This window comes from Pseudomonas sp. NPDC077186 (genome assembly GCF_044543505.1).
Taxonomy (GTDB): domain Bacteria; phylum Pseudomonadota; class Gammaproteobacteria; order Pseudomonadales; family Pseudomonadaceae; genus Aquipseudomonas.
The window spans coordinates 801,169-825,354 of sequence record NZ_JBITWE010000001.1 but is presented as its reverse complement, the minus strand read 5'-3'; the positions used below and the strand labels follow the sequence as shown (position 1 = coordinate 825,354).

20 protein-coding genes, 1 tRNA gene and 1 pseudogene are annotated in these 24,186 nt (G+C 67.3%); 8 read left to right on the top strand and 14 right to left on the bottom strand.

Going from position 1 to position 24,186, the window contains the following annotated elements; genetic code table 11:
• The first annotated feature begins 10 nt into the window (after nt 1-10).
• The 3 genes from bamC (at nt 11) to ACIGKL_RS03780 (ending at nt 2,305) form a co-directional block, all read left to right on the top strand.
• Nucleotides 11-1,129 (top strand): outer membrane protein assembly factor BamC, encoded by a 1,119-nt coding sequence (bamC, locus tag ACIGKL_RS03790; RefSeq protein ID WP_397485361.1) that lies wholly within the window; start codon nt 11-13, stop codon nt 1,127-1,129.
• 88 nt (nt 1,130-1,217) lie between these two features.
• Nucleotides 1,218-2,087, top strand: coding sequence for a phosphoribosylaminoimidazolesuccinocarboxamide synthase (locus ACIGKL_RS03785; RefSeq protein ID WP_397485360.1), 870 nt, complete (start codon nt 1,218-1,220; stop codon nt 2,085-2,087).
• Between the two features lie 128 nt (nt 2,088-2,215).
• Nucleotides 2,216-2,305 (top strand) — tRNA-Ser (locus ACIGKL_RS03780).
• Between the two features lie 104 nt (nt 2,306-2,409).
• Here ACIGKL_RS03780 and ACIGKL_RS03775 read toward each other — a convergent pair.
• From ACIGKL_RS03775 to ACIGKL_RS03745, 7 genes and pseudogenes are all read right to left on the bottom strand, one after another.
• Nucleotides 2,410-2,695 (bottom strand): annotated as a pseudogene (locus ACIGKL_RS03775) (type II toxin-antitoxin system RelE/ParE family toxin).
• A complete protein-coding gene (locus ACIGKL_RS03770; RefSeq protein WP_397485359.1) occupies nt 2,695-2,970 on the bottom strand; it encodes an antitoxin of toxin-antitoxin stability system in 276 nt (91 codons plus the stop codon). The pseudogene ACIGKL_RS03775 and the gene ACIGKL_RS03770 overlap by 1 nt, the downstream one beginning before the upstream one ends.
• Before the next feature lie 497 nt (nt 2,971-3,467).
• Nucleotides 3,468-4,241: a glutathione S-transferase family protein gene (locus ACIGKL_RS03765; RefSeq protein ID WP_397485358.1), complete on the bottom strand. Its 774-nt coding sequence runs from the start codon at nt 4,239-4,241 to the stop codon at nt 3,468-3,470.
• 115 nt (nt 4,242-4,356) lie between these two features.
• Nucleotides 4,357-7,503 carry an efflux RND transporter permease subunit gene (locus tag ACIGKL_RS03760; RefSeq protein ID WP_397485357.1) on the bottom strand — a complete coding sequence of 1,049 codons (3,147 nt, stop codon included), beginning with the start codon at nt 7,501-7,503 and terminating at the stop codon, nt 4,357-4,359.
• 1 nt (nt 7,504) lies between these two features.
• Nucleotides 7,505-8,587, bottom strand: a complete 1,083-nt coding sequence (locus ACIGKL_RS03755; protein WP_397485356.1) for an efflux RND transporter periplasmic adaptor subunit — start codon at nt 8,585-8,587, stop codon at nt 7,505-7,507.
• 6 nt (nt 8,588-8,593) lie between these two features.
• A complete protein-coding gene (locus tag ACIGKL_RS03750) occupies nt 8,594-9,250 on the bottom strand; it encodes a TetR/AcrR family transcriptional regulator (RefSeq protein WP_397485355.1) in 657 nt (218 codons plus the stop codon).
• Nucleotides 9,251-9,345: 95 nt separating this feature from the next.
• Entirely contained in the window at nt 9,346-10,128 is a 783-nt protein-coding gene (locus tag ACIGKL_RS03745; protein ID WP_397485354.1) for a response regulator transcription factor, read from the bottom strand.
• Nucleotides 10,129-10,262: 134 nt separating this feature from the next.
• Between ACIGKL_RS03745 and ACIGKL_RS03740 the strand changes: the two genes are divergently transcribed.
• Together ACIGKL_RS03740 and ACIGKL_RS03735 are read left to right on the top strand one after the other, a co-directional pair.
• The gene (locus ACIGKL_RS03740; protein ID WP_397485353.1) at nt 10,263-11,078 is read left to right on the top strand and encodes a carbon-nitrogen hydrolase family protein; all 816 of its coding nucleotides are present in this window, start codon (nt 10,263-10,265) and stop codon (nt 11,076-11,078) included.
• A gap of 89 nt (nt 11,079-11,167) precedes the next feature.
• Nucleotides 11,168-12,490, top strand: a complete 1,323-nt coding sequence (locus tag ACIGKL_RS03735; RefSeq protein ID WP_397485352.1) for an APC family permease — start codon at nt 11,168-11,170, stop codon at nt 12,488-12,490.
• 7 nt (nt 12,491-12,497) lie between these two features.
• Here ACIGKL_RS03735 and metR read toward each other — a convergent pair whose 3' ends face one another.
• From metR to ACIGKL_RS03715, 4 genes are all read right to left on the bottom strand, one after another.
• Nucleotides 12,498-13,415 carry a transcriptional regulator MetR gene (gene metR / locus ACIGKL_RS03730; RefSeq protein WP_397485351.1) on the bottom strand — a complete coding sequence of 306 codons (918 nt, stop codon included), beginning with the start codon at nt 13,413-13,415 and terminating at the stop codon, nt 12,498-12,500.
• 111 nt (nt 13,416-13,526) lie between these two features.
• Entirely contained in the window at nt 13,527-14,417 is an 891-nt protein-coding gene (locus ACIGKL_RS03725) for an alpha/beta hydrolase (RefSeq protein WP_397485350.1), read from the bottom strand.
• 1 nt (nt 14,418) lies between these two features.
• Nucleotides 14,419-15,990: an autotransporter outer membrane beta-barrel domain-containing protein gene (locus tag ACIGKL_RS03720; protein ID WP_397485349.1), complete on the bottom strand. Its 1,572-nt coding sequence runs from the start codon at nt 15,988-15,990 to the stop codon at nt 14,419-14,421.
• 19 nt (nt 15,991-16,009) lie between these two features.
• Complete coding sequence (locus ACIGKL_RS03715; protein ID WP_397485348.1) at nt 16,010-16,363, bottom strand: hypothetical protein; 354 nt, start codon at nt 16,361-16,363, stop codon at nt 16,010-16,012.
• A gap of 360 nt (nt 16,364-16,723) precedes the next feature.
• Between ACIGKL_RS03715 and metE the strand changes: the two genes are divergently transcribed.
• Together metE and ACIGKL_RS03705 are read left to right on the top strand one after the other, a co-directional pair.
• Nucleotides 16,724-19,012, top strand: a complete 2,289-nt coding sequence (gene metE / locus ACIGKL_RS03710; RefSeq protein WP_397485347.1) for a 5-methyltetrahydropteroyltriglutamate--homocysteine S-methyltransferase — start codon at nt 16,724-16,726, stop codon at nt 19,010-19,012.
• A 474-nt stretch (nt 19,013-19,486) separates the two neighbouring features.
• Nucleotides 19,487-20,476: an alpha/beta fold hydrolase gene (locus ACIGKL_RS03705; protein WP_397485346.1), complete on the top strand. Its 990-nt coding sequence runs from the start codon at nt 19,487-19,489 to the stop codon at nt 20,474-20,476.
• A gap of 80 nt (nt 20,477-20,556) precedes the next feature.
• Here ACIGKL_RS03705 and ACIGKL_RS03700 read toward each other — a convergent pair whose 3' ends face one another.
• The gene (locus ACIGKL_RS03700; protein WP_397485345.1) at nt 20,557-20,817 is read right to left on the bottom strand and encodes a DUF6316 family protein; all 261 of its coding nucleotides are present in this window, start codon (nt 20,815-20,817) and stop codon (nt 20,557-20,559) included.
• A 281-nt stretch (nt 20,818-21,098) separates the two neighbouring features.
• Here ACIGKL_RS03700 and ACIGKL_RS03695 point away from each other — a divergent pair, with 281 nt between their 5' ends.
• Complete coding sequence (locus ACIGKL_RS03695) at nt 21,099-22,061, top strand: DMT family transporter (protein ID WP_397485344.1); 963 nt, start codon at nt 21,099-21,101, stop codon at nt 22,059-22,061.
• A 52-nt stretch (nt 22,062-22,113) separates the two neighbouring features.
• Here ACIGKL_RS03695 and ACIGKL_RS03690 read toward each other — a convergent pair whose 3' ends face one another.
• Together ACIGKL_RS03690 and ACIGKL_RS03685 are read right to left on the bottom strand one after the other, a co-directional pair.
• Complete coding sequence (locus ACIGKL_RS03690; protein ID WP_397485343.1) at nt 22,114-22,731, bottom strand: NAD(P)H-dependent oxidoreductase; 618 nt, start codon at nt 22,729-22,731, stop codon at nt 22,114-22,116.
• Nucleotides 22,724-24,118: a class II fumarate hydratase gene (locus tag ACIGKL_RS03685; protein ID WP_397485342.1), complete on the bottom strand. Its 1,395-nt coding sequence runs from the start codon at nt 24,116-24,118 to the stop codon at nt 22,724-22,726. Before ACIGKL_RS03685 ends, ACIGKL_RS03690 begins: the two co-directional genes overlap by 8 nt.
• Nucleotides 24,119-24,186: the final 68 nt, after the last annotated feature.

Here is a 24,186-nt window from a genome sequence, read left to right as displayed (position 1 = left end):
GATTTTACGCATGAAGCGACTGGCCGGATTGTCCGCCCTTGCACTGATCGTCTCCAGTACCAGCGGCTGTGGCTGGCTCTGGGGTGAAGAAGGCTACTTCCGCGACCGCGGCAGCGATTACCTGGAAGCGCGGCAGACCGCGCCGATGCAGCTGCCAGCCGATGTCCAGGCCAAGCGTCTCGACCCGCTGCTGCCGGTGCCGGCGCAGGTGGCCAGCTCCGAGGCCAGCGGCAAGTTCGAGGTGCCGCGCCCGCAGAGCCTGCAGGTGCGTGCCGACGAGCGCGAATTCAGCCTGCAGCGCAGTGGCGAGTCGCGCTGGGTGGTGGCCCAGCGCGTGCCGGCCGAAGTCTGGCCGCTGGCCCGTCAGTTCTTCGAGGACAACGGTTTCCGTATCGCCGACGAACGCCCACAGACCGGCGAATTCACCACCGCCTGGCAGCGTTTCGACGAACTCTCCGCGAGCATGGCGCGGCGCCTGAGCAGCCGCGTCTCCGGCGTAGCCCCGGACGCCGAAACCCGCGTGCGGGTGCGTATCGAGCCGGGCGTGCAGCGCAACACCAGCGAAGTCTTCGTCACCGGCGCCGAGCGTCCGGCCGGCAGCACTGCCGATGTCGCCTTCGCCGCGCGCAGCGGCAACGCCAGCCTGGAAGCCGCGCTGCTCGACGAAATGCTGGTGAGCATGGCGCGCAGCGTGGAGCAGGGCGGCTCGGTGTCGCTGCTGGCCGCCCGCGATTTCGATGCGCCCAGTCGCGTCAGCCTCAGCGAAGACGGCAACGGCAACCCGGTGCTCAACCTCGGCGCCGACTTCGACCGCGCCTGGTCGGGCGTCGGCCGTTCGCTGGAGCTGGCCGACGTGCGCGTCGACGACCTCAACCGCAGCCTCGGCCTGTACTACATCAACCTGGCCGAAGGGGCCCAGGTCAACGAGGAGAAGCCCGGCTTCTTCGGCCGCATGTTCGGCAGCGAGCCGAGCAAGGAAGAGCTCGAAGCCCGCGCCGAACGCTACCAGGTGCGCCTGACCCCGGTGGGCGACGGCGTTCAGGTCACCGTGGAAAAAGACCTCAACACCGTGGCCCCGGCCGACGTCTCGCGCCGCGTGCTGAGCCTGATCCAGGACAACCTCGGCTGATCGGCGCTCGCGCCACCTGCCGATAACCGATAGGCGAAACCCTCCAGGGGTTTCGCCTGTTTTGTTTGCCAGAAACGGAAATGCCGACATGAGCACACCCACCACCCTGAGCCTGAAGAAGATCTACTCGGGCAAGGTCCGCGACCTCTACGAAATCGACGACAAGCGCATGCTGATGGTGGCCACCGATCGTCTGTCGGCCTTCGACGTGATCCTTGCCGAGCCGATTCCGGAGAAGGGCAAGATCCTCACTGCCATCTCCAACTTCTGGTTCGACAAGCTGGCCGGCCTGGTGCCCAACCACTTCACCGGCGACAAGGTCGAAGACGTGGTGGCGGCCGCCGAGCTGCCGCTGGTGGAAGGCCGCGCGGTGGTCGCCAAGCGCCTCAAGCCGGTGGCCGTCGAGGCCATCGTGCGCGGCTACATCGTCGGCTCCGGCTGGAAGGAGTACCAGAACAGCGGCACCGTCTGCGGCATCGCCCTGCCGGCCGGTCTGAAGGAAGCGGCCAAGCTGCCGCAACCGATCTTCACCCCCTCGACCAAGGCCGCCGTCGGCGACCATGACGAGAACATCAGCTTCGCCCAGTGCGAAGCCATCATCGGCGCCGAGCTGGCGGCCCAGGTGCGCGACACCGCCATCGCCCTGTACAGCGCAGCCGTCGAATACGCCGCCACCCGCGGCATCATCATCGCCGACACCAAGTTCGAATTCGGCTTGGACGAAGACGGCACCCTGACCTTGATGGACGAAGCGCTGACCCCAGACTCCAGCCGCTTCTGGCCGGCCGACAGCTACGTCGAAGGCCAGAATCCGCCGAGCTTCGACAAGCAGTTCGTGCGCGACTGGCTGGAATCCACCGGCTGGAACAAGCAGCCGCCGGCCCCGGCCGTGCCGGCCGAGGTGGCGCAGAAGACCGCCGACAAATACCGCGAAGCCCTGACCCGCCTCACGGCCTGAGGTCCAAGGCGAACGCTACAGCAAGGCCGGGCATCGCTCGGCCTTTTCACAAGCGCCTGATAGCACAAGAAAATTTTTCAAAATAAGCTTCGCCAAAGCGCATTCAGCTGTTATGATGCGCGCCGCTTGGGAAGATGCCGGAGTGGTCGAACGGGACGGATTCGAAATCCGTTGTGTCAGCAATGGCACCTAGGGTTCAAATCCCTATCTTCCCGCCATATCTCAAGCTTAAGCCCCTGAAATTCCTAGAGTTTCGGGGGCTTTTGCTTTCTGCGGCATGCAAGGTGTCGAAGAAGTGTCGAAAGCGGGTTGAGCCTGCAGGCTAGCCCTGGATCGGCGGCCACATCCTGGTGACGTGCACCAGGGCGAGAATCCAGACCGCGTCACGCTCAGTCTGATACACGAGGCGGTAGTTCTCGTGGGGGATCAAGCTCGCGAGTACCGGCAACCGTTCCCAATCTGCCCTTGTCGGGAAAGTCAGCCAAAGAGGCTGCAGCGGCGCTGAATAGCTCATCCATATGCACGGCAGCGCGAGGGTTGTCGGCGGCGATGTATTCCCAGATATCCAGATGATCCTGCAGGGCCTCGGGCGTCCAAATAACCTGCATCAGTGACCCAGTGCCTTAGCACGGCGAGCGGCGAATTCAGCTTCTACATCGTCATTGGATCGACCACGACCGGCCTCCACCGATGCCCTGGCAACAGCGACCTTACGTTGCACGAACTCGTCATGCTCCTTGGCCTGTTGCTGCTGGCGAATGAAATCGCGCATGAGATCACGCATGACCTGCGAAGCCGGCAGATGAACGGCTTGTGCGGCCTCCATGAATTTTTCCCGCAGTTCAGGTTCTAGCTTGAGGTTGAAAACGGCTTCTTTGGCCATGGCGAGTCACCTTCAATCCTGGTTTGTATTTACAACGTATATACGTTTGAGGCGTGTTAAGACAAGGGGCTGATGCTGAAACGCGGCCGTTGAGTGGCTTTGGCGGGCCCGGAGCGGAGCGCAACCGCCTCCTTATATGAAACCCCTGAAGTTTTCAGCCTCAGGGGTTTTTGCTTTTCAGCGCCCAGCCCTGATTCGTCAGCCTGCCCGTTTCTGTGAAACAAACCGCGCAACTGAGGGTTGGCACAGTGCCACTGTCTGCACTACTCTCCGGTCACCGGGCTAACGAAGTGGCCAACAGGCAGGATGCCGACCCCATACACTTCGTTAGCTCGGTATTCGATTTTCCCGTCGTGCGCAGCCGGCGCACGGACAAGACAAAGCCCTCGCTCGGAGGGCTTTGTCGTTTTGCTGCGGCGCGCGTTGCGTTGGCCGTCGAATAAAAGGCGTCCGTGCCGTCTCTCCATCCCCGCCCTTAGTCCTATCTGTTGCTTAGCCTAGGCGATAACTGGCGCTTTGCCATTATTTTGTGGGGCGTCGCGGTGGCGATCGCGGGCATAGCGTTGCAGCACCCACTGGCCGGCGGGGCGGGCGTGCAGTTGGTCGAGCAGGGCCTGGGTCTCGGCGTCGTGGCCGGCGATGTCGGCCCAGGGCGTGCCGGCTGGGGTGAACAGCGGGGCGAACAGCGCCGCGGCGGCGACATCGGCCAGGCTCAGGCGCTCGCCCACCAGGTAGCGCGCGGGGTCGCCGTCGGTCAGGCGTTCGATCAGCTCGAGCCCGGCGAGCAGTTCGGCCTGGGACTTGGCCACGCGCTCGGGCGTTACCCCGTAGAGCTTCTGCACGCCGTTGATCAGCACCGGCTTCATCAGGTCGCGCAGGCCCAGCAGCGGGCGGTAGACCTTGAGCATGGCGTGCATCACCGAGTCCCACTGGCGGATCTGGCCGTACAGCCAGCGGCGCACGTGCACGCCGAGGCGGTCGAAGCCTTCTTCCAGCTCCAGCACCTGACGACGTTGTTCGGCGTCGCTCGGCAGCAGGGCGTGCTCGGGGTAGCGCTCTTCCAGATACAGGGCGATGGCGGTGGAGTCGCCGATGGCGCGCTCGCCGTCCTGCAGGATCGGCAGGGTGGTGATGCCGGCCAGGCGTTGGCTCTTGAGCCGGTGCAGGCCGGGGAAGAGGTTGTCGACCCGGTAGTCGAGGCCCTTGTGCTCCAGGTGCCAGCGGGTCTTCTCGCAGTAGTGGGAAATGGGGAACTGGTAGAGGGTGCGCATGGCGGCTCCTTGCAAGTGAGCCGCCGAGTGTAGGGGCAAAGCGCCTGACCACCCAGTCGAGTGGCGCGCGCCAGGCTTTGCTTGGGCGCCCCGCCAATGCGGCGGGGCGCTCGGCTCAGTCGGTGCGCTGCAGCTGCGCCTTGTCGGGCTTGGCCGCGATCAGGTGTTCGGGCAGGTCGAGCAGGTCGGTGTCGTAGGTTTCCAGGGGTGGCGGGCGACGTTCGAAGCGGGCGCCGAGCACCAGCAGGCAGGGCGTCAGCAGCAGGGTCAGCGCGGTGGCGAAGGCCAGGCCGCCGGCGATGGCGCTGGACAGCTGGGTCCACCATTGGGTCGAGGGCGCGCCGAAGCCCAGGCTCGGGCTGAGCAGGTCGACGTTGACGCTGAGCACCATGGGCATCAGGCCGAGGATGGTGGTCACCGCGGTCAGCAGCACCGGACGCAGGCGCAGGCTGCCGGTTTCCAGCGCCGCCTCGCGCGGCTCCAGGCCCTGGCGGCGCAACTGGTTGTAGGTGTCGATCAGGATGATGTTGTTGTTCACCACGATGCCGGCCAAGGCGATCAGGCCCATGCCGACCATGACGATGCCGAACGACTGGCCGTTGACCAGCAGGCCCATCAGCACCCCGGCGGTGGACAGGACTATGGCCGACAGCACCAGCGCCGCCTGATAGAGGCTGTTGAACTGGGTGACCAGGATGATCGCCATGAGGAAGATGGCGACGACGAAGGCGGTCATCAGGAAGGTGGCGGCCTCGCGCTGGTCGGCGTCCTCGCCGGCGAACTGCACCTCGACCTCGGCCGGCACCTCGCCGAGCGCCTCGCGCAGCGCCTTGAGCCGTTCGTCCAGGCGCGCGCCCTCGGCCAGGTCGGCCTGCAGGGTGATGGTGCGGTCGCCGTCGACCCGGCGCAGGGTGCCGACCTTGGGCGCCGGTTGCAGGTCGACGAAGTTGCTCAGCGGCACCTGGCCGGTCGGCGTGCTCAGGGTCAGGCGGCCGAGCTGGTCGAGCGAGCGCCAGTTGCCGGGCAGGCGCACGCGGATATCCACCTCGTCGGTGGCGTCCTCGGGGCGGTAGGTGGCCAGCTTCAGGCCGTTGGTGATCATCTGCACCGCGTTGCCGACGCTGAGCACGTCGGCGCCGAAGCGCGCGGCGGCCTCGCGGTCGACCTTGATCCGCCACTCGATGCCGGGCAGGGCGCGGTCGTCCTCGATGTCGGCGAAGCCGCCGAGCCGCGTCATTTCCCCACGGATACGCTCGACCCACTGCTCGCTCAGCGCCGGGTCCAGCGCGCTGATCTGCAGCTTGACCGGCTTGCCGTCGGTGGGGCCCTGTTCCTGCTTGCGGAACTCCAGCCGCACGCCGGGGATGCCCGCCGTGCGCCGGCTCATCTCGGCGAGGATGTCCTTGGCCGGGCGACGCTGGTACCAGTCGACGAACTGGAACTGCAGGGTGCCGATCACGTCGGCGCCGAGCTGGCCGTCCGGCTGGGCCAGGGAGCGCGCATATAGCGCCTTGACCTCGCGCATGCCCAGCACCTGCTTCTCGACCTGCTTGAGCAGGGTGTCCTTCTCCTGCACCGACAGGTCGCCGCGGGCGCGTAGCCAGATCTGCGCGCTTTCCGGCTCGACCTCGGGGAAGAATTCCACGCCGTGGTTGAAGCGGCCGTAGCCGACGTAGATCAGCGCGATCAGCGCGAGCATGCCGAGCAGGGTCAGGCCGGGGCGCCGCAGCAGCTTTTCCAGCAGTCGGCGGTAGGCGCTGCCGGCGCGGCTGGCGTGCTGCGCCTGCGGTTGGGGCGCGCCGCCGGTGACGGCGCCGAGCACCGGCAGGAACACCAGGGCCATGGCCAGCGAGGCCAGCAGGCAGAGGATCACGGTGGCCGGCAGGTACTTCATGAACTGGCCGACCACCCCGGGCCAGAACAGCAGCGGCAGGAACACCACCAGGGTGGTGGCGGTGGAGGCGATCACCGGCCAGGCCATCCGCGTGGCGGCATTGGCCCAGGCCTGGCGTGGGCTCTGGCCCTGGTGCAGATAGCGGTCGGCCAGCTCGGAGACGACGATGGCGCCGTCCACCAGCATGCCGGCGACCAGGATCAGGCTGAACAGCACGACGATATTGAGGGTGAAACCGAGCATCCAGATCAGCAGGATGCCGCTGAGGAAGGCGCCGGGAATGGTCAGGCCGACCAGCAGCGCCGAACGCAGGCCCATGCTCGCCACCACCAGGATCAGCACCAGGACGATGGCGGTCAGCACGTTGTTGAGCAGGTCGCCGAGCATGCTCTGCACTTCCTGCGACTGATCCATGATGTAGCTGACTGCCACGCCCGCCGGCAGCAGCGGTTTGGCCTGCTCCAGCAGCGCCTTGACCTGCTCGATGGTGGCGATGATGTTGGCGCCGCTGCGCTTGGACACCTCCAGCACGATGGCCGGCTGGCCGTTGATGCGGGCGAAGCCGGTGGGGTCCTTGAAGGTGCGGCGGATGCTGGCGACGTCGGCGAAGGTGACCACGCTATTGCCGACCACCTTGATCGGCATGCTCATGACGTCTTCGAGGTTCTCGATCACCCCCGGCACCTTCATGCTCATGCGCCCGGCGCCGGTGTCCAGGCTGCCGGCGGCGACCAGGCGGTTGTTGCGGCTGACCAGGTTGAACAGCTCGTTGTAATCGATGCCGTAGCTGTCCAGCACCTGCGGGTCGACGACGATTTCCAGCAGGTCTTCGCGGTCGCCGCCGATCTCCACCGACAGCACCTCGGCGATGCCCTCGATGTTCTCCTTCAGGCGCCGGGCGATGTACACCAGCTCAGTTTCGGCGATGGGGCCGGACAGGCCGATCGACAGCACCGGGAACAGCGCCACGTTGACCTCGTTGACGGTCGGCTCGTCGGCCTCCTCGGGCAGCTTGCTGCGCGCGGTGTCGACCTTCTCGCGCACGTCGGCCAGCGCCACCTTGGCGTCGAAGCCGGCGTCGAACTCCAGGGTCACCGAGGCGTGTCCTTCACTGGACACCGAGCGCATTTCCTTGACCCCTTCCAGGCTGCGCAGCTCCTGCTCGAGCGGGCGCACCAGCAGGCGTTCGCCGTCTTCCGGGCTGATGCCTTCCAGGGTCACCGAGACGTAGATGATCGGGATCGCCACGTCCGGGTTGGACTCCTTGGGAATGGCGATATAGGCGGCCAGGCCGCCGAGGATCAGGAAGGCCAGAAACAGCAGGCTGGTGCGGCTGCGATCCAGCGCCGCGGCGATCAGGGTGTGCATCTCAGCTGCCCTCTGCGGCGAGTTGCGTGCGCACCTGCTGGCCCGGCTCGACGAAGCCCTGGCCGAGGGTGATCAGTGCCACCTTCGGCGGCAGGCCGCTGACCCAGGCGCCCTGGTTGTCGACGCTGATCAGCTGCACCTGGGTGAACTCCACGCGCTGCTCGCCGTTGACCCACTTGACCCCGTGGCGGCCGGTCTGGTCGAGGCTGAGCAGGGCCGGGGACAGGCGATGGGCCAGCGCCTCGCCGGTCTGGATATGCAGGGTGGCGCTGGCGCCGGCCAGGCGCAGGCCGGCGGGGTTGTCCACCTTGACCTCGATGCGGAAACTGCGCGAGCCGGGGTCGGCGGCGGCGGCGATAAAGTGCAGCTCGCCTTCCAGCGTGCGGCCGTCGAGCAGCTCCACCTTGACCGGCTGGCCCAGCTGCAGCTGGGTCACCTGCTGCTGGGCGATCTGCGCGCTGACCTTGAGGCGATCGATGTCCACCAGGGTCAGCAGGCTCTGCCCGGGCTGGACGAAATCGCCCAGCTCGACCTGGCGCTGATCGTAGATGCCGGCGAAGGGCGCCTTGATCCGCGTGTTGCGCAGTTGCAGGCGGGCGCTGTCGAGTTCGGCGCGGGCCTTGGCCAGCTCGCTCTCCAGGCGCATCAGCTCGTTGGCCGAGATCAGGCTGCGTTCGCGCAGGCGCTTGGCCGCGCTCACGTCGCTCTCGCGCTGGCGCACCTCGGCCTCGCTGCGCGCCACCTGGGCCGGGCGGTCGTCCGGCGACAGGCTCAGCAGCAATTGTTCGGCGGCGACGCGGTTGCCCTTGTCCTGATCCAGGCGCTGCACGCTGCCGCTGACCTGGGCGCGCAGCTCGACCCGGCGCCAGGCCTCGATCTGCCCCTGCACCACGTGCTGGCGCTGCATCGGCTCGGCCTGCAGCCACTGTACCTCGACCCGCGGCAGCTCGACGGCCGCGGCCGGTTGCTCGGCCGTGGCCTGGTCGCGGGCGGCGAAGCGCTCGCCGCTGAGCAGCCAGAGCAGCAGCACCAGGACGATGAGGACGGCGATGATCCAGGGGCGTTTGCTGAGTTGGGCGAACATGGCGGATTACTCGCTGAATGCGGGCGCTGGGTGCAGCCCGGCGGCCTGACCCTGCAGGCCGGCGATGATGAAATCGGTGACGCGCTCGAAGTAGGCGTCCAGGGCAATCGGCTCGGCCCAGTGGACGAAGCCGCCGGAGGCGATGCGCGCCATCACCCCGTTGATGCAGGCCTCGACGCCCCACAGCAGGTACTGACAGTCGGCCGGCGTCAGCTCGAGCTCGGCGAAGCTGGCCTGCAGCAACTGGTTGAACAGCGCCAGGTACTGCCCCTCCAGTTCGAGGAACTGCGTGCGGTAGGGCGGCTCCAGGCGCTCCTGGAAGGCCGGGCGGTCGCACAGCAGACACAGTTGGGCCTGCAACGGATCGGCCAGCAGCTGTTCGAAGGCGCGACGAATCACCCGGCGCATGGCCCGCGGCGCCGGCGCTTCGTTCGCGACCTGACGCAGCTCGGCCAGGTTCTGGCGCGAGCGATCCAGCACCAGGCGCGCGTAGAGCGCCTCCTTGCTGGGGAAATGCTTGTACACCGTGCCCTTGCCGATGCCGGCCTGGTGGGCCACCTCGGCGATGGTGACGCGATCCCAGGACGGGCTCTGGAACAGTTGGCGGGCGGCTTCGAGCAGGGCGCTTTCGCGTTGCTGGAAGAGTTGATCCTGGTAGCGCATTGGCGGCTTCGCAGTGAGTTGTGACTGGTGGTCATGCTATGACTGTTGGTCACGACTGGGCAAGCGACGAGTTGTAACAGGCCGTGGTCGAGCCTTCAGCCGCCCTGGGCCTGGAGGAACAGGGCGAACAGTTCGGACTGCGCCTTGATCCCCAGCTTGCTGTAGATGTGCTTGCGGTGAACCTTCACCGTCTCCGCGGAGATCGCCAGCTTGCGCGCGATTTCCTTGCTCGAGCAGCCGCTGAGCATCAGTCGGGCGATCTCCTGTTCGCGCTGGGTCAGGGCGCTGTCCACCGCCTCCAGGCTCGCCGCGCTCAGGCGCCAGTTCGGTGCTGGCGGCGGGTTGGCCAGCAGCTCCGCCTCGAACGCCGGGCGCTGGCGCATTAGCGCGGCGAGCCAGGGTTCGATCAGGCTGAGCAGGGCGATCTGCTCCGGGCCGAAGCGTTGCCGTGAGCCCAGCGACAGGCACAGGGTGCGCTCGTCGTCGAGCGGCACGTTGAGCTGGATCTCGTCGGCGACCACGTTGAGGCGGAAGTAGCGCTGGTAGTAGTCGGTCTGCTCGAAGCACTCCGGCGCCACCTCGGCCAGGCGCACCAGGCCGGCGCGGCGCTGCTCGCGGCTGGCGATATAGAAGGGGTCGAGCTGGTAGAGGCCGTGCAGGTAGTCCCGGAACAGCGGGTCGGGGCCGCCGTCGGCGCCCGGGCATTCGGCGAACACCAGCGGCCGGCCGTCGCTGAAGAGCAGTACCACCCAGCTGTCGAACGCCAGGTACTGCTCCAGGGTGCGCACCAGGGCGAGCCAGAAACCGGGCTGGTCGAGGTTGTCGATTAGCTGGCCGACGCTGCGGTGCCAGGCGATGTCCTGCAGGCTGAGGCTCATGTCTACCCCTGATGGGTTACCACGTGGGCGTGATGTTCAGGTGCCGGCGGCGGGCGGATACTCGAGCCATCCCGCCTGCCGGCGCAGCCTGCATTCTGCGCGGTCGGGCGGCCGCACAACAATCAGGAGCAGCCATGAAGGTCGAACTCGTGCAACTGGCCGGTCGCGACGGCGACACCGCCTACAACCTGCAGCGCACCCTGGCGGCCATCGCCGACTGCGCCGCCGACAGCGATCTGCTGGTCTTCCCGGAAACCCAGCTGATGGGCTTTCCCACCGCCGCCACGGTGGCCGAGGTCGCCGAGCCGCTGCATGGGCCGAGCCTGCAGGCGGTGCAGCGCGCGCTGCGCGAACGCGGCGTGGCGGCGGTGCTGGGGCTGGCCGAGGCGGACGGCGGACGTTTCTACAACACCACCGTGCTGCTGACCCCCGACGGCGTCGCGCTGCGCTACCGCAAGACCCACCTGTGGGCCTCGGATCGCGGCGTGTTCAGCCCCGGCGACCGCTACGCCACGGCGCTGTGGCAGGGCGTGCGGGTCGGCCTGCTGATCTGTTTCGACATCGAGTTCCCCGAGTCGGCCCGCGCCCTGGCGCAACTGGGCGCCGAGCTGATCGTCGTGACCAACGGCAATATGGACCCCTACGGCCCGGTGCACCGCACCGCGATCATGGCCCGGGCCATGGAAAACCAGGCCTTCGCGGTGATGGTCAATCGCGTCGGCGAAGGCGACGACGGCCTGGTGTTCGCCGGCGGCAGCGCGGTGGTCGACCCCTTCGGCAACCTGCTCTGCGAGGCCGGGCGCGAACCCTGCCGGCAGCAGGTGACGCTGGATATGAGCCGCCTGCAGGCGGCGCGCAGCGACTACCGCTACCTCGACGACCGGCGCATGAGCTTGCCCGGCGAACTGCGCGAATACCCGGACGGGCGCCGCGAACTGCTGATCCCCTGAGCGCCGCGCGGGCTGCGTCGGCCGCCCGCGCTGCACCTGCTTGCCGGCTTCGGCTCTGCCATAACAATCAATAATTCGGAGTAGCAGTAATGGCCCAGCTTCAACGTACGCTTTCACTGTCATCGGTGGTGCTGTTCGGCGTCGCCTACATGACCCCGATCATCGTGCTCGGCACCTTCGGCATCCTCGCCGACGTCACCCAGGGCCAGGTGCCCGCCGCCTACGTGGCGGCGGCGCTGGCCATGCTGTTCACCGCCTTCAGTTACGCGCGCATGGCCGCCGCCTTCCCGGTGGCCGGTTCGGCCTATACCTACGTGCGCAAGGCGATCCACCCGCAGCTGGGTTTTCTCGCCGGCTGGGTGGTGCTGCTCGATTACCTGTTCCTGCCCATGGCGATCTGGCTGATCGGCGCCGCCTACCTGCATTCGGCCTTCCCGGCGGTGCCGCAGGCGGTGTGGGTGCTGAGCTTTATCGGCGTGACCACGGCGATCAACCTGGTCGGCCTGCGCCTGGCCAAATCGGTCAACGCGCTGCTGATGCTGGTGCAGTTCCTGGTGTTGCTGGCCTTCGTCGCGCTGTGCGTGCACTACGTGCTGGGCGATGCGAGCAAGCCGCTGTGGTCGCTGGCGCCGTTCCTGCAAAACGGCCTGAACCTGCCGCTGGTAATGGCCGGCGCGGCGATCGCCTGCTATTCGTTCCTCGGCTTCGATGCGGTGAGCACCCTCAGCGAAGAGACCCGCGAGCCGCGCAAGACCATCCCGCGGGCGATCCTGCTGATCACCCTGATCGGCGGGCTGATCTTCATCGTCACCTCCTACTTCGTGCAGCTGGCCCATCCGTCCGCGGTATTCGAGAGCACCGACGCGGCGGCCTACGAGATCGCTCGCAATATCGGCGGCGATCTGTTCGTCTCGGTGTTTCTCATCGGCCTGATCGTCGGCCAGTTCACCTCGGGGCTGTCGGCCCAGGCCAGCGCCTCGCGCCTGTTGTTCGCCATGGGCCGCGACGGCGCGCTGCCGCAGGCGCTGTTCGGGCGCCTCGGTGCGCGTTTCGGCACCCCGGTCGGCAGCATCCTGCTGTGCGCCGCGGTGGCCCTGCTGGCGCTGAAGCTGGACGTGACCACCTCGACTTCGTTCATCAACTTCGGCGCCTTCAGTGCCTTCGCCCTGGTCAACCTGGCGGTGATCTTCCACTACTGGCTGGGCCGCCCGCAGCGCGGCGCGGCGGATGCGCTGCGCTTTCTGCTGTTTCCCGCCATCGGCCTGCTGGCCACGCTGTGGCTGATGGCCAGCCTCGACCAGTTGGCCATCGCCCTGGGCCTCGGCTGGCTGGCGCTCGGCGTGCTCTACCTCGGTTGGCTGACCGGCGGCTTTCGCCGCAACCCGCCGGAGCTGGCGTTCGAGCAGGTCTGAGGCGTCTTCAGCGCGCCACGCTGACCCCTTCCAGGCTGGCGAAGGAGGTGTCCTTGGCGGTCAGCAGGAAGTCGCGCATAAAGGGCGCATCCAGCATGTCGCTGCGAATGGCCGCGTAGAGGGTGCAGTACAGGCCCTTCTCGCCCAGGCGCTTGGCGCTGACGTAGCCGCGCGAGCTGTACTCGTGCAGCGCCCAGTTGGGCAGGCCGCAGACGCCGCGGCCGCTGGCCACCAACTGCATCATCATCACCGTCAGCTCTGAGGTGCGCACCTGCGCCGGTTCGACGTCGGCCGGTTCGAGGAAGCGGGTGAAGATATCCAGGCGGTCGCGCTCGATGGGGTAGGTGATCAGGGTTTCCGTGGCCAGATCCTCGGGCTGGATATAGGCCTTGGCCGCCAGGCGGTGTTGGTTGGCCACCGCCAGCAGCGCTTCGTAGGTGAACAGCGGCACGTAGGTGATGCCGGCCAGCTCGACGGGATCCGAGGTCACCACCAGGTCCAGGTCGCCACGCGCCAGCGCCGGCAGCGGGGCGAAGGAGAAGCCCGAGGCCAGGTCCAGCTCCACTTCCGGCCAGGCATCGCGGAACTGGTCGATGGTCGGCATCAGCCACTGGAAGCAGCTGTGGCACTCGATGGCCATATGCAGCCGGCCCGCGGTACCACCGGCCAGGCGCGCCAGGTCGCGCTCGGCGCCGCGCAGCAGCGGCAGGGTGGCGTCGGCCAACTGCAGCAGGCGCAGGCCGGCGCTGGTGAAGCGCACCGGCTTGGTCTTGCGCACGAACAACTGCAGGCCGAGGCGTTCCTCCAGCTCCTTGAACTGGTGCGACAGCGCCGACTGGGTCAGGTGCAGGCGCTCGGCGGCCTCCACCAGGCTGTCGGTTTCGCGCAGGGCGTGCAGGGTTTTCAGATGGCGTAGTTCGAGCATGGCGGACTCACGGAACCTAGGGTGGATAACGCTGTGTATCCACCGCCGGCGCGCGCCGCTCGATGGTGGATGGGTAAAGCCTCATCCAGGCTACATGAGTGATTCTATAGATCAATATAAATATCTTGAGTTTGTCTCATTCGGTGTGGCTGCCGGCACCGTTGCGGCATTGCATGCAACAGGACGGTCACGCCATTGCGGCCAGCGCTCGAGCCAGCCGGCCTGGTGACTGACCCCGGTCAGCCGGTGTAGCGCCAGGCAGTCGGCTGGGCCCAGCTGCGCGGCGTATGCGGCCAGCAGGCTGGCCGGCATCACCCGGTCCTCGACCCCGGCCAAATGGCGTTGGGGCAATCCCCTCAGGCGTTCGACGCGGTCCAGTGGCTCCAGCGAGTCTTGCAGCGGAGCCAGTTCGAGTAGTTGCGTCCAGCGCCTCGGGCTCAGATTACCGGCCAGGGTCTGCACTTGGGCGATGTCGTCGCGCTCGGCCGCCAGCAGCAGGGCCAGCGCGCCGCCGCCGGAGTAGCCAATCAGTTCGAAGTCGCTATTGCCATGTTGCCGCTGCAGCCAATCGAGCGCCTCGCTCAGGCTGTCGAGTACCGTTTGGGAAAACCGTCCCTCTGTCCAGTGGTGTGGTCCGCAGTCGGGCGACTGGATGAACTGGCAGGGCCGGGCCAGATAGACGCTGGGGCGAGGGTCGGCCAGCGCCAGGCGGGCCACCAGCAGATCACGCGGGGTCGGGTCCAGGCTGGGCTGGGTGGCGGTGATCCAGGCGCGGCCGTCGCCTTCCAGATAGACCCGCAACCGGCTGTCCGGCTGCCCCGCGTTCGGCAGTACGGCGCGCAGTTCGAACCCGGTCGTCTGCAGCGTCACCGTCCGGTGATTCTGCTGCCGGGCCAGTTCTTCCAGCTGGATGCCGGGAGATGCGCAGCCGCACAGGGCGACTGCCAAACCCAGCAGGAACGATGAGGCCCGCAGCAGCGGGCCCCGGTACAGGCGGGTCATATCAGAAATCGTAACGGACCCTGGCCTGTACGGTGTCGCTGGAGAAGTCGGCCTTGCTCAGGTAGTCGTAGCTGACTCCGAGGCTGACCGCACCAAGTCGGTAGTTGAGGCCAAGGCTGGCTTCATAGCTGTCGCGCGCCGGCTTGGCGCCGCTGGTGACGAAGGGTGTGCCGCCGACCAGGAAGGCGCTGGTGCTGCTGATCTGGTCGGCGATGAGGTCATGGTAGGCCATCAACCGGACTTCCGGCTCGAGGCTGCCCTGGCCTGCACTGAAGTGACCGGCCAGGCGCACGCCGGCACCCAGCTCGCCTATTTCGTAGCGCTGACCGGCGACGGCGAGTGCGGCGGACGAGCCCTTCTCGCGGAAACTGTCGATGCGCACGTTGCTGTACCGAGCGGCCACACGCGGTTCGAGCAGCAGGCCCTGGCCGATATCAAGTCCATAGCCGCCGAGCAGGCTCAGACCCCACAGTTCGCTGTCGTAGTTGCCCTCGGCGCGGGTACCAGCGATATAGCGCTTGCTCTGGTTGTCGCTGCGGCCATAGGTCAGGCTGGCGTCGGCGAACCAGGCATCTCGTTCGAAACCGCTGTAGAGGGTCAGGGCATGGCCCTCGATATCGGTCTTGTTGCCGGTCTGGCTGCGTACGTCGCTGGTCAGGTAGCTGTAGGCCAGGCCGAGGGTGGTCTGGGCGGTCGGCTTACCGTCGGCGCCAATGGCGATGCCCTGGCTGTCGGCGTCATAGCCGGGAATGCCGTGGCGGGTGCCCTGGTCGGCGTCGCTGCTCAGCACCTGCGTCCAGACCCCGGTCTGGCTCAACCCGTCGCCGGAGGACAGGCCCCGGCGCAGGCTGGCGCTGCGCCGGTTAAGACTGTTGCTGATCAGGTGATGTCCACCGACAACCGCCTGGGTCGCGCCGCCGTTGACCTCAGGCGCGAGCTGCTGCGCCAGGCGCACCAGTTGTTCGCCGTTGCTGCTTACCGTGGCTTCGAACAGCGGATCGTCGTTGCGCAAACTGCCGAGGGTGGTGCCGTAGAAGGCGGTAAAGGCGGGCAGCAGATAGGCCTGGGCGCCATGTTCGCTCAGGTAGTCACCGAGCTGTTTCGTGGACAGGCTTTTGACCATGGCGGTGACCTGGGTGTCGGTCACTTCGTAGCTTTCGATCTGCAGCAGGTCGGACAGGCTGGTGACCTGAAGACCAGCATTGTAAGCGGCGCCCCGGTCGTCGATATGGGCGGCGGAGACCAGCACATATTCGCGTAGCGGCAGCCCGCGGAAATCTTCCGACGCGGGCTTCAGGCGGATCTGGTCATTGAATTCAAACGAGGCATTGCCGGTGACTTCCAGAATGGCGCGATGGGCCTCGGTCTGGTTGTACAGGTTGAGGTCGAGGTTACTGTTACCCGCAAGCTCCAGTCTTCCTTCCAGACGGGTATGGGGCTGGCCCAGCTCCAGAGATGAAACGCCGAGCAGAGGACTCTGGATGAGTTGGCCGTTGAATAGTGCATCGCCCGAGGTGAACAGGGTTTGCAACCCCAGTAGGTCGCCTCGAATCTCGCCGCCATCGAAGTTCACCAAGATATTGCCAGAGCCCTTAGTTGAGTGTGGTGGCAGGGTTGCCCTGACTGCTCAGGTTGCCGTTATTGGTGAAGGTACCGGTAATGCTGCTGCCGTCCACGTCGATGGCGCTGTTGGAGTCGCCCGAGGCGTCGAGATCGGCCTGGTTGGTGACATCGCCCTGGATCAGGATGCCACCGAACTCGATGAGATCGTCCGAGGAAGCGGATGCCGTCCCTGTCAGGGTCAGCGATTCGGCCAAATCGCTGGTGAATTCCAGGGGCACCTGGCCGCTGACGTCCTGGGTCTGTGCCTGAAGGCCGAGAGAGGCGCCGAGACTGGCGAAAACGGCAAGGGCGAGCGGGGTCTTGCGGGCAAAGCGCAGGCGCATGGAGTGTTCCTTACTCGATAAGGCTTCCGAAAAAGCACGACGGGGGAGGGATGAAACAGGTAGGGAAGATTAATTGGAGTGAAGGCCAAGTGCCATTTTTTTGCTGGGTGGCAGCTCAGATACGTGGCATATCGCAAAGAATCAAAGCGGTTCGAGGGCGGCGCTTTGGCTCTAGGCTGCATGTTCTCCGGGGCTCGGATATTAGCTACTCGCTCAGCCGCGCCTGCTGCTCCGGGGGCATGCAATCCGCGGCCTTTACATGAAATATTCTATAGATCAATACAAATATCTTGAGTTTGTCTCACTCGATGCGGCTGCCGAGAATAGCGCCATCCCGATTTCCCTATGGAGCGTTCTGACATGGCCCTGTCCCATTCCCTCGGTTTTCCCCGCATCGGTCGCGACCGCGAACTGAAGAAGGCCCTCGAAGCCCATTGGCAAGGCACGCTCGACGAGGCCGGCCTGCGTGCGGTCGGCCGACGCCTGCGCGCCGAGCACTGGCAACTGCAGAAGGACGCCGGCATCGAGCTGCTGCCGGTCGGCGACTTCGCCTGGTACGACCAGGTGCTCGCGCACTCCCTGGCCTTCGGTGTGATTCCCGAGCGCTTTCGTCCTGCCGCCGGCAAGCCGGGCCTCGCTACCCTGTTCGCCATGGCGCGGGGGGCTAGCCACAGCTGCTGCGGCGGCGCCCATGCCCAGGAGCTGACCAAGTGGTTCGATACCAACTACCACTACCTGGTGCCGGAGTTTGCCGTCGACCAGCAGTTCGCCCTGAGCTGGGAGCAGTTGTTCGAGGAAGTGGACGAGGCCCATGCCCTCGGTCACGCCGTCAAGCCGGTGCTGATCGGCCCGTTGACCTACCTGTGGCTGGGCAAGGCCAAGGGCAGCGACTTCGACAAGCTGGAGCTGCTCGAACGCCTGCTGCCGGTCTACGGCGAGATGCTCCAGCGCCTGGCTGCCCAGGGCGTGGAATGGGTGCAGATCGACGAGCCGATCCTGGCGCTGGATCTGCCGCAGGACTGGAAGAACGCCTTCGAGCGCGCCTACAACCTGCTGCAGCGCGAGCCGGGCAAGAAGCTGATTGCCACCTATTTCGGCGGCCTGGAGGACAACCTCGGCCTGGCCGCCAACCTGCCGGTGGACGGCCTGCATATCGACCTGGTGCGTGCGCCGGAGCAGTACCCGACCATTCTCGACCGCCTGCCGGCTTATAAAGTGCTGTCGCTCGGCGTGGTCAACGGGCGCAACGTCTGGCGCTGCGATCTGGAGCAGGCGCTGGAGCTGCTGCGCCACGCCCACGAACGCCTGGGCGAGCGCCTGTGGGTGGCGCCGTCCTGCTCGCTGCTGCACAGCCCGGTGGACCTGGAACGCGAGGATCGGCTGGACGCCGAGCTGAAAAGCTGGCTGGCCTTCGCCGTGCAGAAATGCCGCGAAGTGGCGTTGCTCGGCCAGGCGCTGGAGACGCCGCAGGCGGCCGAGGTGCAGGCCGCGCTGGCGCAGAGCCGTGCGGTGCAGGCCGCCCGCGCCGCATCAACGCGCATCCACAAGGCCGAGGTGCAGGCGCGCCTGGCGGCGATCCGCCCGCGTCATGCCCAGCGTCAGTCGCCCTTCGCCGCGCGCAGCGAGCGGCAGCGCGCGCATCTGCAGCTGCCGCCGTTGCCGACCACCAGCATCGGCTCCTTCCCGCAGACCGCCGCCATTCGCCTGGCGCGCCAGGCGTTCAAGGCCGGCAAGCTGAGCGCGGCCGAGTACACCGAGGCCATGCACGGCGAGATCCGCCACGCCGTCGAGGTGCAGGAACGCCTGGGCCTGGATGTGCTGGTGCACGGCGAGGCCGAGCGCAACGACATGGTCGAGTATTTCGCCGAACAGCTCGACGGCTACGCCTTCACCCGCTTCGGCTGGGTGCAGAGCTATGGCTCGCGCTGCGTCAAACCGGCGGTGATAGTCGGCGACCTGAGCCGGCCCAAGGCGATGACGGTGGAGTGGATTCGCTATGCCCAGGGGCTGACCGCCAAGCCGATGAAGGGCATGCTGACCGGGCCGGTGACCATGCTGATGTGGTCCTTCCCGCGCGAGGACGTGCCGCGCGAGGTGCAGGCGCGCCAGTTGGCCCTGGCCATCCGCGACGAGGTGCTGGACCTGGAGGCGGCCGGCGTCAAGGTCATCCAGATCGACGAGGCGGCGTTCCGCGAGGGTCTGCCGCTGCGTCGGGCCGCCTGGCAGGGCTATCTGGACTGGGCCACCGAGGCCTTCCGCCTGACCGCCAGCGGCGTGCGCGACGAGACGCAGATCCATACCCACATGTGCTACAGCGAGTTCAACGACGTGATCGAAGCCATCGCGGCGATGGATGCCGACGTCATCACCATCGAGACCTCGCGTTCGCACATGCAGTTGCTGGAGGCCTTCGAGCGCTTCGCCTATCCCAACGAGATCGGCCCGGGCGTCTACGACATCCACTCGCCGCGGGTGCCGGACAGCGCCGAGATGGTCAAACTGCTGCGCAAGGCGGCCACGCGCATTCCCGTCGAGCGGCTGTGGGTCAACCCGGACTGCGGCCTGAAGACCCGCGCCTGGCCGGAGACCGAGGCGGCGCTGGTCAATATGGTCGCCGCCGCCAGGCAGTTGCGCGCCGAGCTGGCCTGATCGGCGCTTTGCCCTGCCGGGTTTGCCTGCCTTGCCGTGCGATTGGAGCCAGGGGCGTTGGGCTTCGTCGCAGACTCCTCAACCCAACCTACGTCGTAGGTTGGCGCTGAGCGCAGCGAAGCCCAACGCGGAGGGCGCTGGGCAATGTTCGGCGGTCGTTCCCGTTTCGCTGGGCTCTGTCGCAGGCTCCTCAACCCAACCTACGGGCGTAGGTTGGCGCTGAGCGCAGCGAAGCCCAACGCCGAGGGCGCCGGGCAATGTTCGGCGGTCGTTCCCGTTTCGCTGGGCTTCGTCGCAGGCTCCTCAACCCAACCTACGGACGTAGGTTGGCGCTGAGCGCAGCGAAGCCCAACGGAGAGCGGCAGGGCGACCGCTCGTCCTCCTTCATCAAATTGTCATCGTTGTGTGGCAGCGCTCGCGAACGACTATCACCAGACTCGCGGTTCAGTGGGGTTCTGCGTTTCCGGTGTTTTCATGCGTCTATTGATTTTCCTGGCGGCACTGCTGTGCGGCCTGCCGTCCTGGGCGGCGACTCGTTGCGAGCTCGAGCAACCGACCCGTTACGCGGACGTCGGCGAGGTACGCCTGGCCTACCAGAGCATCGGCAGCCAGCGCGACCCGGCGTTGCTGCTGGTCATGGGCCTGGGCGGGCAGCTGATCCACTGGCCCGACGAGGTGGTCGAGCGCCTGTGCCAGCAGGGTTTTCGAGTGATACGTTTCGACAACCGCGACGTCGGCCTGAGCAGCTGGCGGCAGCCGGCGCCGGCCATCAACCTCGGCTACGAGGTGCTGCGCTACCGCCTCGGTCTGGCGCCGGGCGCGCCTTACCGGCTGCGCGACATGGCCGGCGACGCCCTGGGTCTGATGGACGCTCTGGGCGTCGCGGCTTTCCATGTGCTGGGGGCGAGCATGGGCGGCATGATCGCCCAGCACCTGGCCGACCTGGCGCCTGCGCGGGTGCTCAGCCTGACCCTGGTGATGACCAGCTCCGGCGCCCAGGGCCTGCCAGCACCGGACGAGTCGCTGCTGCGCCTGCTGGCGCGGCGCGAGGCGGGCAGCCGCGAGGCGGCGCTGCAGCAGCAGGCCGATCTGCTCGCCGCGCTGGGCAGCCCGGCGGTGCGCGACGACCGTGCGCTGTTGCTGCAGCAGGCGCAGCTAGCCTACGACCGCGCCTTCAACCCCGAGGGTGTGCAGCGTCAGCTACTGGCGATCCTCGCCGAGCCGAGCCGGGTGGCGCTGCTGGGTCGCCTGCGGGTGCCGACCCTGGTGGTGCACGGCACCGCCGATCCGCTGCTGCCGGTGATGCACGGCGTGCACGTGGCGGCGCATATCCGGGGCGCCGAACTCAAGCTGATTCCGGGGCTGGCCCATCGCTTTCAGGAGGCGTTCAAGGAGCCGCTGCTGGCCGCGGTGCTGCCGCATCTGGCCGCGCACCGGCAGGATCTGGGGCTGGCAAGGCTTTGAGTTTAGGGGCGGGGGCATGCACCCCGGGCAAGTCAACAGGCGCCGCCCGCGGGGGATGGCGGCCCTGCATGCAGCTGCGCTCAGAGTTCCTGGTTATGCTTGATCGCCGCGCGGCGTTGCAGGTTGTCGATATGTTCGCTGCTGTGACGCAGCAGCTTGTCGGCCATGTTTACCCGGTCGATGTAGCGGGCGATGCTCTGTTCGGCGTCGTGGCGGGACATGAAGGGCCCTTCCAGGGTGCCTTCGCGGGTGGCGAAGAAATACTGGCCGTTGACCGCGCTCAGGCGCGAACTGCGGTAATGGGTCCCGGGCTGGGGATCGAGGTTGCGTTGGCCGAACATAGCGCGGGCTCCATCTGCAAAGGGCTGGATGACTTGAGTCTACTGCGCGCCCTGCGCGCTGCCGAGCGAAGCGACCAGTGGTCGAGGTTGTCGGTCTGATTGGTGCTTTTTGTCGAGTTTTTCAGATTTTGACGCCGGAACCCTGACAGTGTCGGGCGTGTGGCCGGTACAGTTGCGCCGTGCAACGCCGCCTAACTGTTACTGTGCCGGTTGCGGCCCGCCTCCTAGAATGGCGCTTTGCGGCCCGCGCGACTTGCCGGGTCGCCCGTTTCGAGGTCGCCATGCATATCTCCTCCGGCCGTTGGCTCTACGGCCTGCTGCTCGCCCTGACCACGTCCGTGCTCTGGGGCATCCTGCCGATCAAGCTGAAAGAAGTGCTGCAGGTGATGGACCCGGTCACCGTCACCTGGTATCGCCTGCTGGTGGCCGGCTCGCTGTTGCTCGCCTACCTGGCCGCGTCGCGCCGGCTGCCGCGCTTTCGCCCGCTGGGGCGCAAGGGCGCCTGGCTGCTGGCGCTGGCCATCGGCGGGCTGACCGCCAACTACGTGCTGTACCTGGTCGGCCTCAATCTGCTCAGCCCCGGCACCACGCAGCTGGTGATCCAGGTGGCGCCGATTTTGCTGCTGGTCAGCAGCCTGTTCGTCTTCCGCGAGCGGTTCAGCCTGGGCCAGGGCATCGGCCTGGCGATCCTGCTGCTGGGCTTCGTGCTGTTCTTCAACCAGCGCCTGGGCGAGCTGCTGACCTCGCTCACCGCCTACACCGCCGGGGTGCTGATCGTGCTGGCGGCGGCCTTCGTCTGGACCTTCTACGGCCTGGCGCAGAAGCAGTTGCTGACGCTGTGGAACTCGGTGCAGGCGATGATGGTGATCTACCTGGCCTGCGCCCTGCTGCTGGCGCCCTGGGCGCAGCCGCTGCAGGCGCTCGAGCTGAGCCCGCTGCAGGGCTGGCTGCTGCTGGCCTGCTGCCTGAATACCCTGGTGGCCTACGGCGCCTTCGCCGAGGCGCTGGCGCACTGGGAGGCCTCGCGGGTCAGCGCGACCCTGGCCATCACGCCGTTGGTGACCTTCGCCTCGGTGGCTGTGGCGGCCTCCTGGTGGCCGGATCACGTGCAGCCCGAGCAGATCAACTGGATCGCCTACGGCGGCGCCCTGCTGGTGGTGCTGGGCTCGGCACTGACCGCGCTGGGGCCGTCGCTGCTGGCCGGGCTGCGCGCGCGCAAGGCAAGGCGGCTGGCCAGGGCCTAGGGGGCATCGCGCGCACCACGAACCGGCAATCCAGGCCAGCGCTACGCGCTGCCTAGGCCTTGACGCCCAGTGCCTCGGCCTTGCGCAGCCAGGCCTGGCGCTGCTCCTCGCTGGACGGTCGCACCGGGGCGAATTCGGCCAGGCGGCGGGTCTTGATCCCGCAGAAACCGAGGATGGTGCGCACCATCTGCCGGTGCGCCGGCGCGCCGTAGATCCAGCGGAAGTACCAGGGCGGGGTGTCCAGGGTCACCAGCAGGTCGGCGCTGCGCCCGCTCAGCAGCTTGTCCCACAGCTGCGAGCGGCCCCGGTACTTGAAGGCGAAGCCCGGCAGGAACACCCGATCGAAGAAGCCCTTGAGCAGCGCCGGCACGCCGCCCCACCAGACCGGGTAGACGAACACCAGGTGCTCGGCCCAGTGGATCAGGCGCTGCGCCTCGAGCAGGTCGGGCTCCAGGTTCTGGCTCTGGTCGTAGCCGTCGCGCAGGATCGGGTCGAACTGCAACTCGCCCAGCTTCAGCTGGCGCACCACATGGCCCTGGTCGCGCGCGCCCTGGGCGTAGGCGGCGCCGAGGGCGTGGCACAGGCTCTCGCGCTTGGGCGTGCCGAAGATCATCAGAATGCGTTTGCCGTCGCCTTCCAGCGGCGTGGCGCCGCTCTTGCCCTCAGTCATGCTTGCCGGCTCCGAGCATGTCCTGCGGCCGCACCCACTGGTCGAACTGGGCGTCGTTCAGGTAGCCCAGCTGCAGCGCCGCCTGGCGCAGGGTGCTGCCCTCGGCGTAGGCCTTCTTGGCGATCTCGGCGGCCTTGTCGTAGCCGATATGCGGGTTCAGCGCGGTGACCAGCATCAGGCCGTTCTCCAGATGCGCGGCCATCTGCACGGCGTCCGGCTGCAGCTCGGCGACGCAGTGCTGCTGGAAGTTGCGGCAGCCGTCGGCGAGCAGGCGGATCGACTGCAGCAGGTTGTGGATGATCACCGGCTTGAACACGTTCAGCTGCAGGTGGCCCTGGCTGGCGGCAAAGCCGATGGTGGCGTCGTTGCCCAGCACCTGGCAGGCGAGCATCGACAGCGCCTCGCACTGGGTCGGGTTGACCTTGCCGGGCATGATCGAACTGCCCGGTTCGTTGGCCGGCAGGCGCACCTCGGCCAGGCCGGCGCGCGGGCCGGAGCCGAGCAGGCGCAGGTCGTTGGCCAGTTTCATCAGCGCCACGGCGAGGGTTTTCAGCGCGCCGGACAGCTGCACCAGCGGCTCGTGGCCGGCGAGGGCGGCGAACTTGTTCGGTGCACTGGTCAGCGGCAGGCCGGAGAGTGCCGCCAGCTCGGCGGCGATGGCCTCGGCGAAGCCGGGGGGGGCGTTGAGCCCGGTGCCCACCGCCGTGCCGCCCTGGGCCAGTTCGCACACTGCCGGCAGGGCGGCGCGGATGGCCGCCTCGGCGTAGCCGAGCTGGGCGACGAAGGCCGACAGCTCCTGGCCGAAGGTGATGGGGGTGGCGTCCATCATATGGGTGCGCCCTGTCTTGACCAGGCCCGCATGGCGCTGCGCCTGCTCCTGCAGGCCGTCGCGCAGCTCGGCGATGGCCGGCAGCAGGCTGTGCCTGACCGCCTGCGCCGCGGCGATGTGCATGGCGGTGGGGAAGCAGTCGTTGGAGCTCTGCGCGCGGTTGACGTGATCGTTGGGATGCACCGGGTTCTTGCCGCCGCGCGTGCCGCCGGCCAGTTCGTTGGCGCGGCCGGCGATTACCTCGTTGACGTTCATGTTGCTCTGCGTGCCGCTGCCGGTCTGCCACACCACCAGGGGGAACTGCGCGTCGTGGTCGCCGCCGAGCACCTCGTCGGCGGCCTGTTCGATCAGTCGGGCGATATCCGCCGGCAGCTCGCCGCTGCGGCTGTTGACCCGCGCCGCGGCCTTCTTGATCAGCGCCAGGGCGTGCAGCACCGCCAGCGGCATGCGCTCGGCGCCGATGGCGAAGTTGATCAGCGAGCGCTGCGTCTGCGCGCCCCAGTAGGCCTCGTCGGGGACTTCGATGGGGCCAATGCTGTCGGTTTCGGTGCGGCTCATGGCGATCTCCGGGAGTAGGACGGCTGGCAGTTTAGGCCGCGTCGTCGGGCACTGGTTCCGCGGATTTT

Bases quoted from the DNA above. Each gene is read 5' to 3' on its own strand.
- bamC (WP_397485361.1), top strand. From the start codon at position 11: ATGAAGCGACTGGCCGGATTGTCCGCCCTTGCACTGATCGTCTCCAGT.
- ACIGKL_RS03785 (WP_397485360.1), top strand. From the start codon at position 1,218: ATGAGCACACCCACCACCCTGAGCCTGAAGAAGATCTACTCGGGCAAG.
- ACIGKL_RS03770 (WP_397485359.1), bottom strand. From the start codon at position 2,970: ATGGCCAAAGAAGCCGTTTTCAACCTCAAGCTAGAACCTGAACTGCGG.
- ACIGKL_RS03765 (WP_397485358.1), bottom strand. From the start codon at position 4,241: ATGCGCACCCTCTACCAGTTCCCCATTTCCCACTACTGCGAGAAGACC.
- ACIGKL_RS03760 (WP_397485357.1), bottom strand. From the start codon at position 7,503: ATGCACACCCTGATCGCCGCGGCGCTGGATCGCAGCCGCACCAGCCTG.
- ACIGKL_RS03755 (WP_397485356.1), bottom strand. From the start codon at position 8,587: ATGTTCGCCCAACTCAGCAAACGCCCCTGGATCATCGCCGTCCTCATC.
- ACIGKL_RS03750 (WP_397485355.1), bottom strand. From the start codon at position 9,250: ATGCGCTACCAGGATCAACTCTTCCAGCAACGCGAAAGCGCCCTGCTC.
- ACIGKL_RS03745 (WP_397485354.1), bottom strand. From the start codon at position 10,128: ATGAGCCTCAGCCTGCAGGACATCGCCTGGCACCGCAGCGTCGGCCAG.
- ACIGKL_RS03740 (WP_397485353.1), top strand. From the start codon at position 10,263: ATGAAGGTCGAACTCGTGCAACTGGCCGGTCGCGACGGCGACACCGCC.
- ACIGKL_RS03735 (WP_397485352.1), top strand. From the start codon at position 11,168: ATGGCCCAGCTTCAACGTACGCTTTCACTGTCATCGGTGGTGCTGTTC.
- metR (WP_397485351.1), bottom strand. From the start codon at position 13,415: ATGCTCGAACTACGCCATCTGAAAACCCTGCACGCCCTGCGCGAAACC.
- ACIGKL_RS03725 (WP_397485350.1), bottom strand. From the start codon at position 14,417: ATGACCCGCCTGTACCGGGGCCCGCTGCTGCGGGCCTCATCGTTCCTG.
- ACIGKL_RS03715 (WP_397485348.1), bottom strand. From the start codon at position 16,363: ATGCGCCTGCGCTTTGCCCGCAAGACCCCGCTCGCCCTTGCCGTTTTC.
- metE (WP_397485347.1), top strand. From the start codon at position 16,724: ATGGCCCTGTCCCATTCCCTCGGTTTTCCCCGCATCGGTCGCGACCGC.
- ACIGKL_RS03705 (WP_397485346.1), top strand. From the start codon at position 19,487: ATGCGTCTATTGATTTTCCTGGCGGCACTGCTGTGCGGCCTGCCGTCC.
- ACIGKL_RS03700 (WP_397485345.1), bottom strand. From the start codon at position 20,817: ATGTTCGGCCAACGCAACCTCGATCCCCAGCCCGGGACCCATTACCGC.
- ACIGKL_RS03695 (WP_397485344.1), top strand. From the start codon at position 21,099: ATGCATATCTCCTCCGGCCGTTGGCTCTACGGCCTGCTGCTCGCCCTG.
- ACIGKL_RS03690 (WP_397485343.1), bottom strand. From the start codon at position 22,731: ATGACTGAGGGCAAGAGCGGCGCCACGCCGCTGGAAGGCGACGGCAAA.
- ACIGKL_RS03685 (WP_397485342.1), bottom strand. From the start codon at position 24,118: ATGAGCCGCACCGAAACCGACAGCATTGGCCCCATCGAAGTCCCCGAC.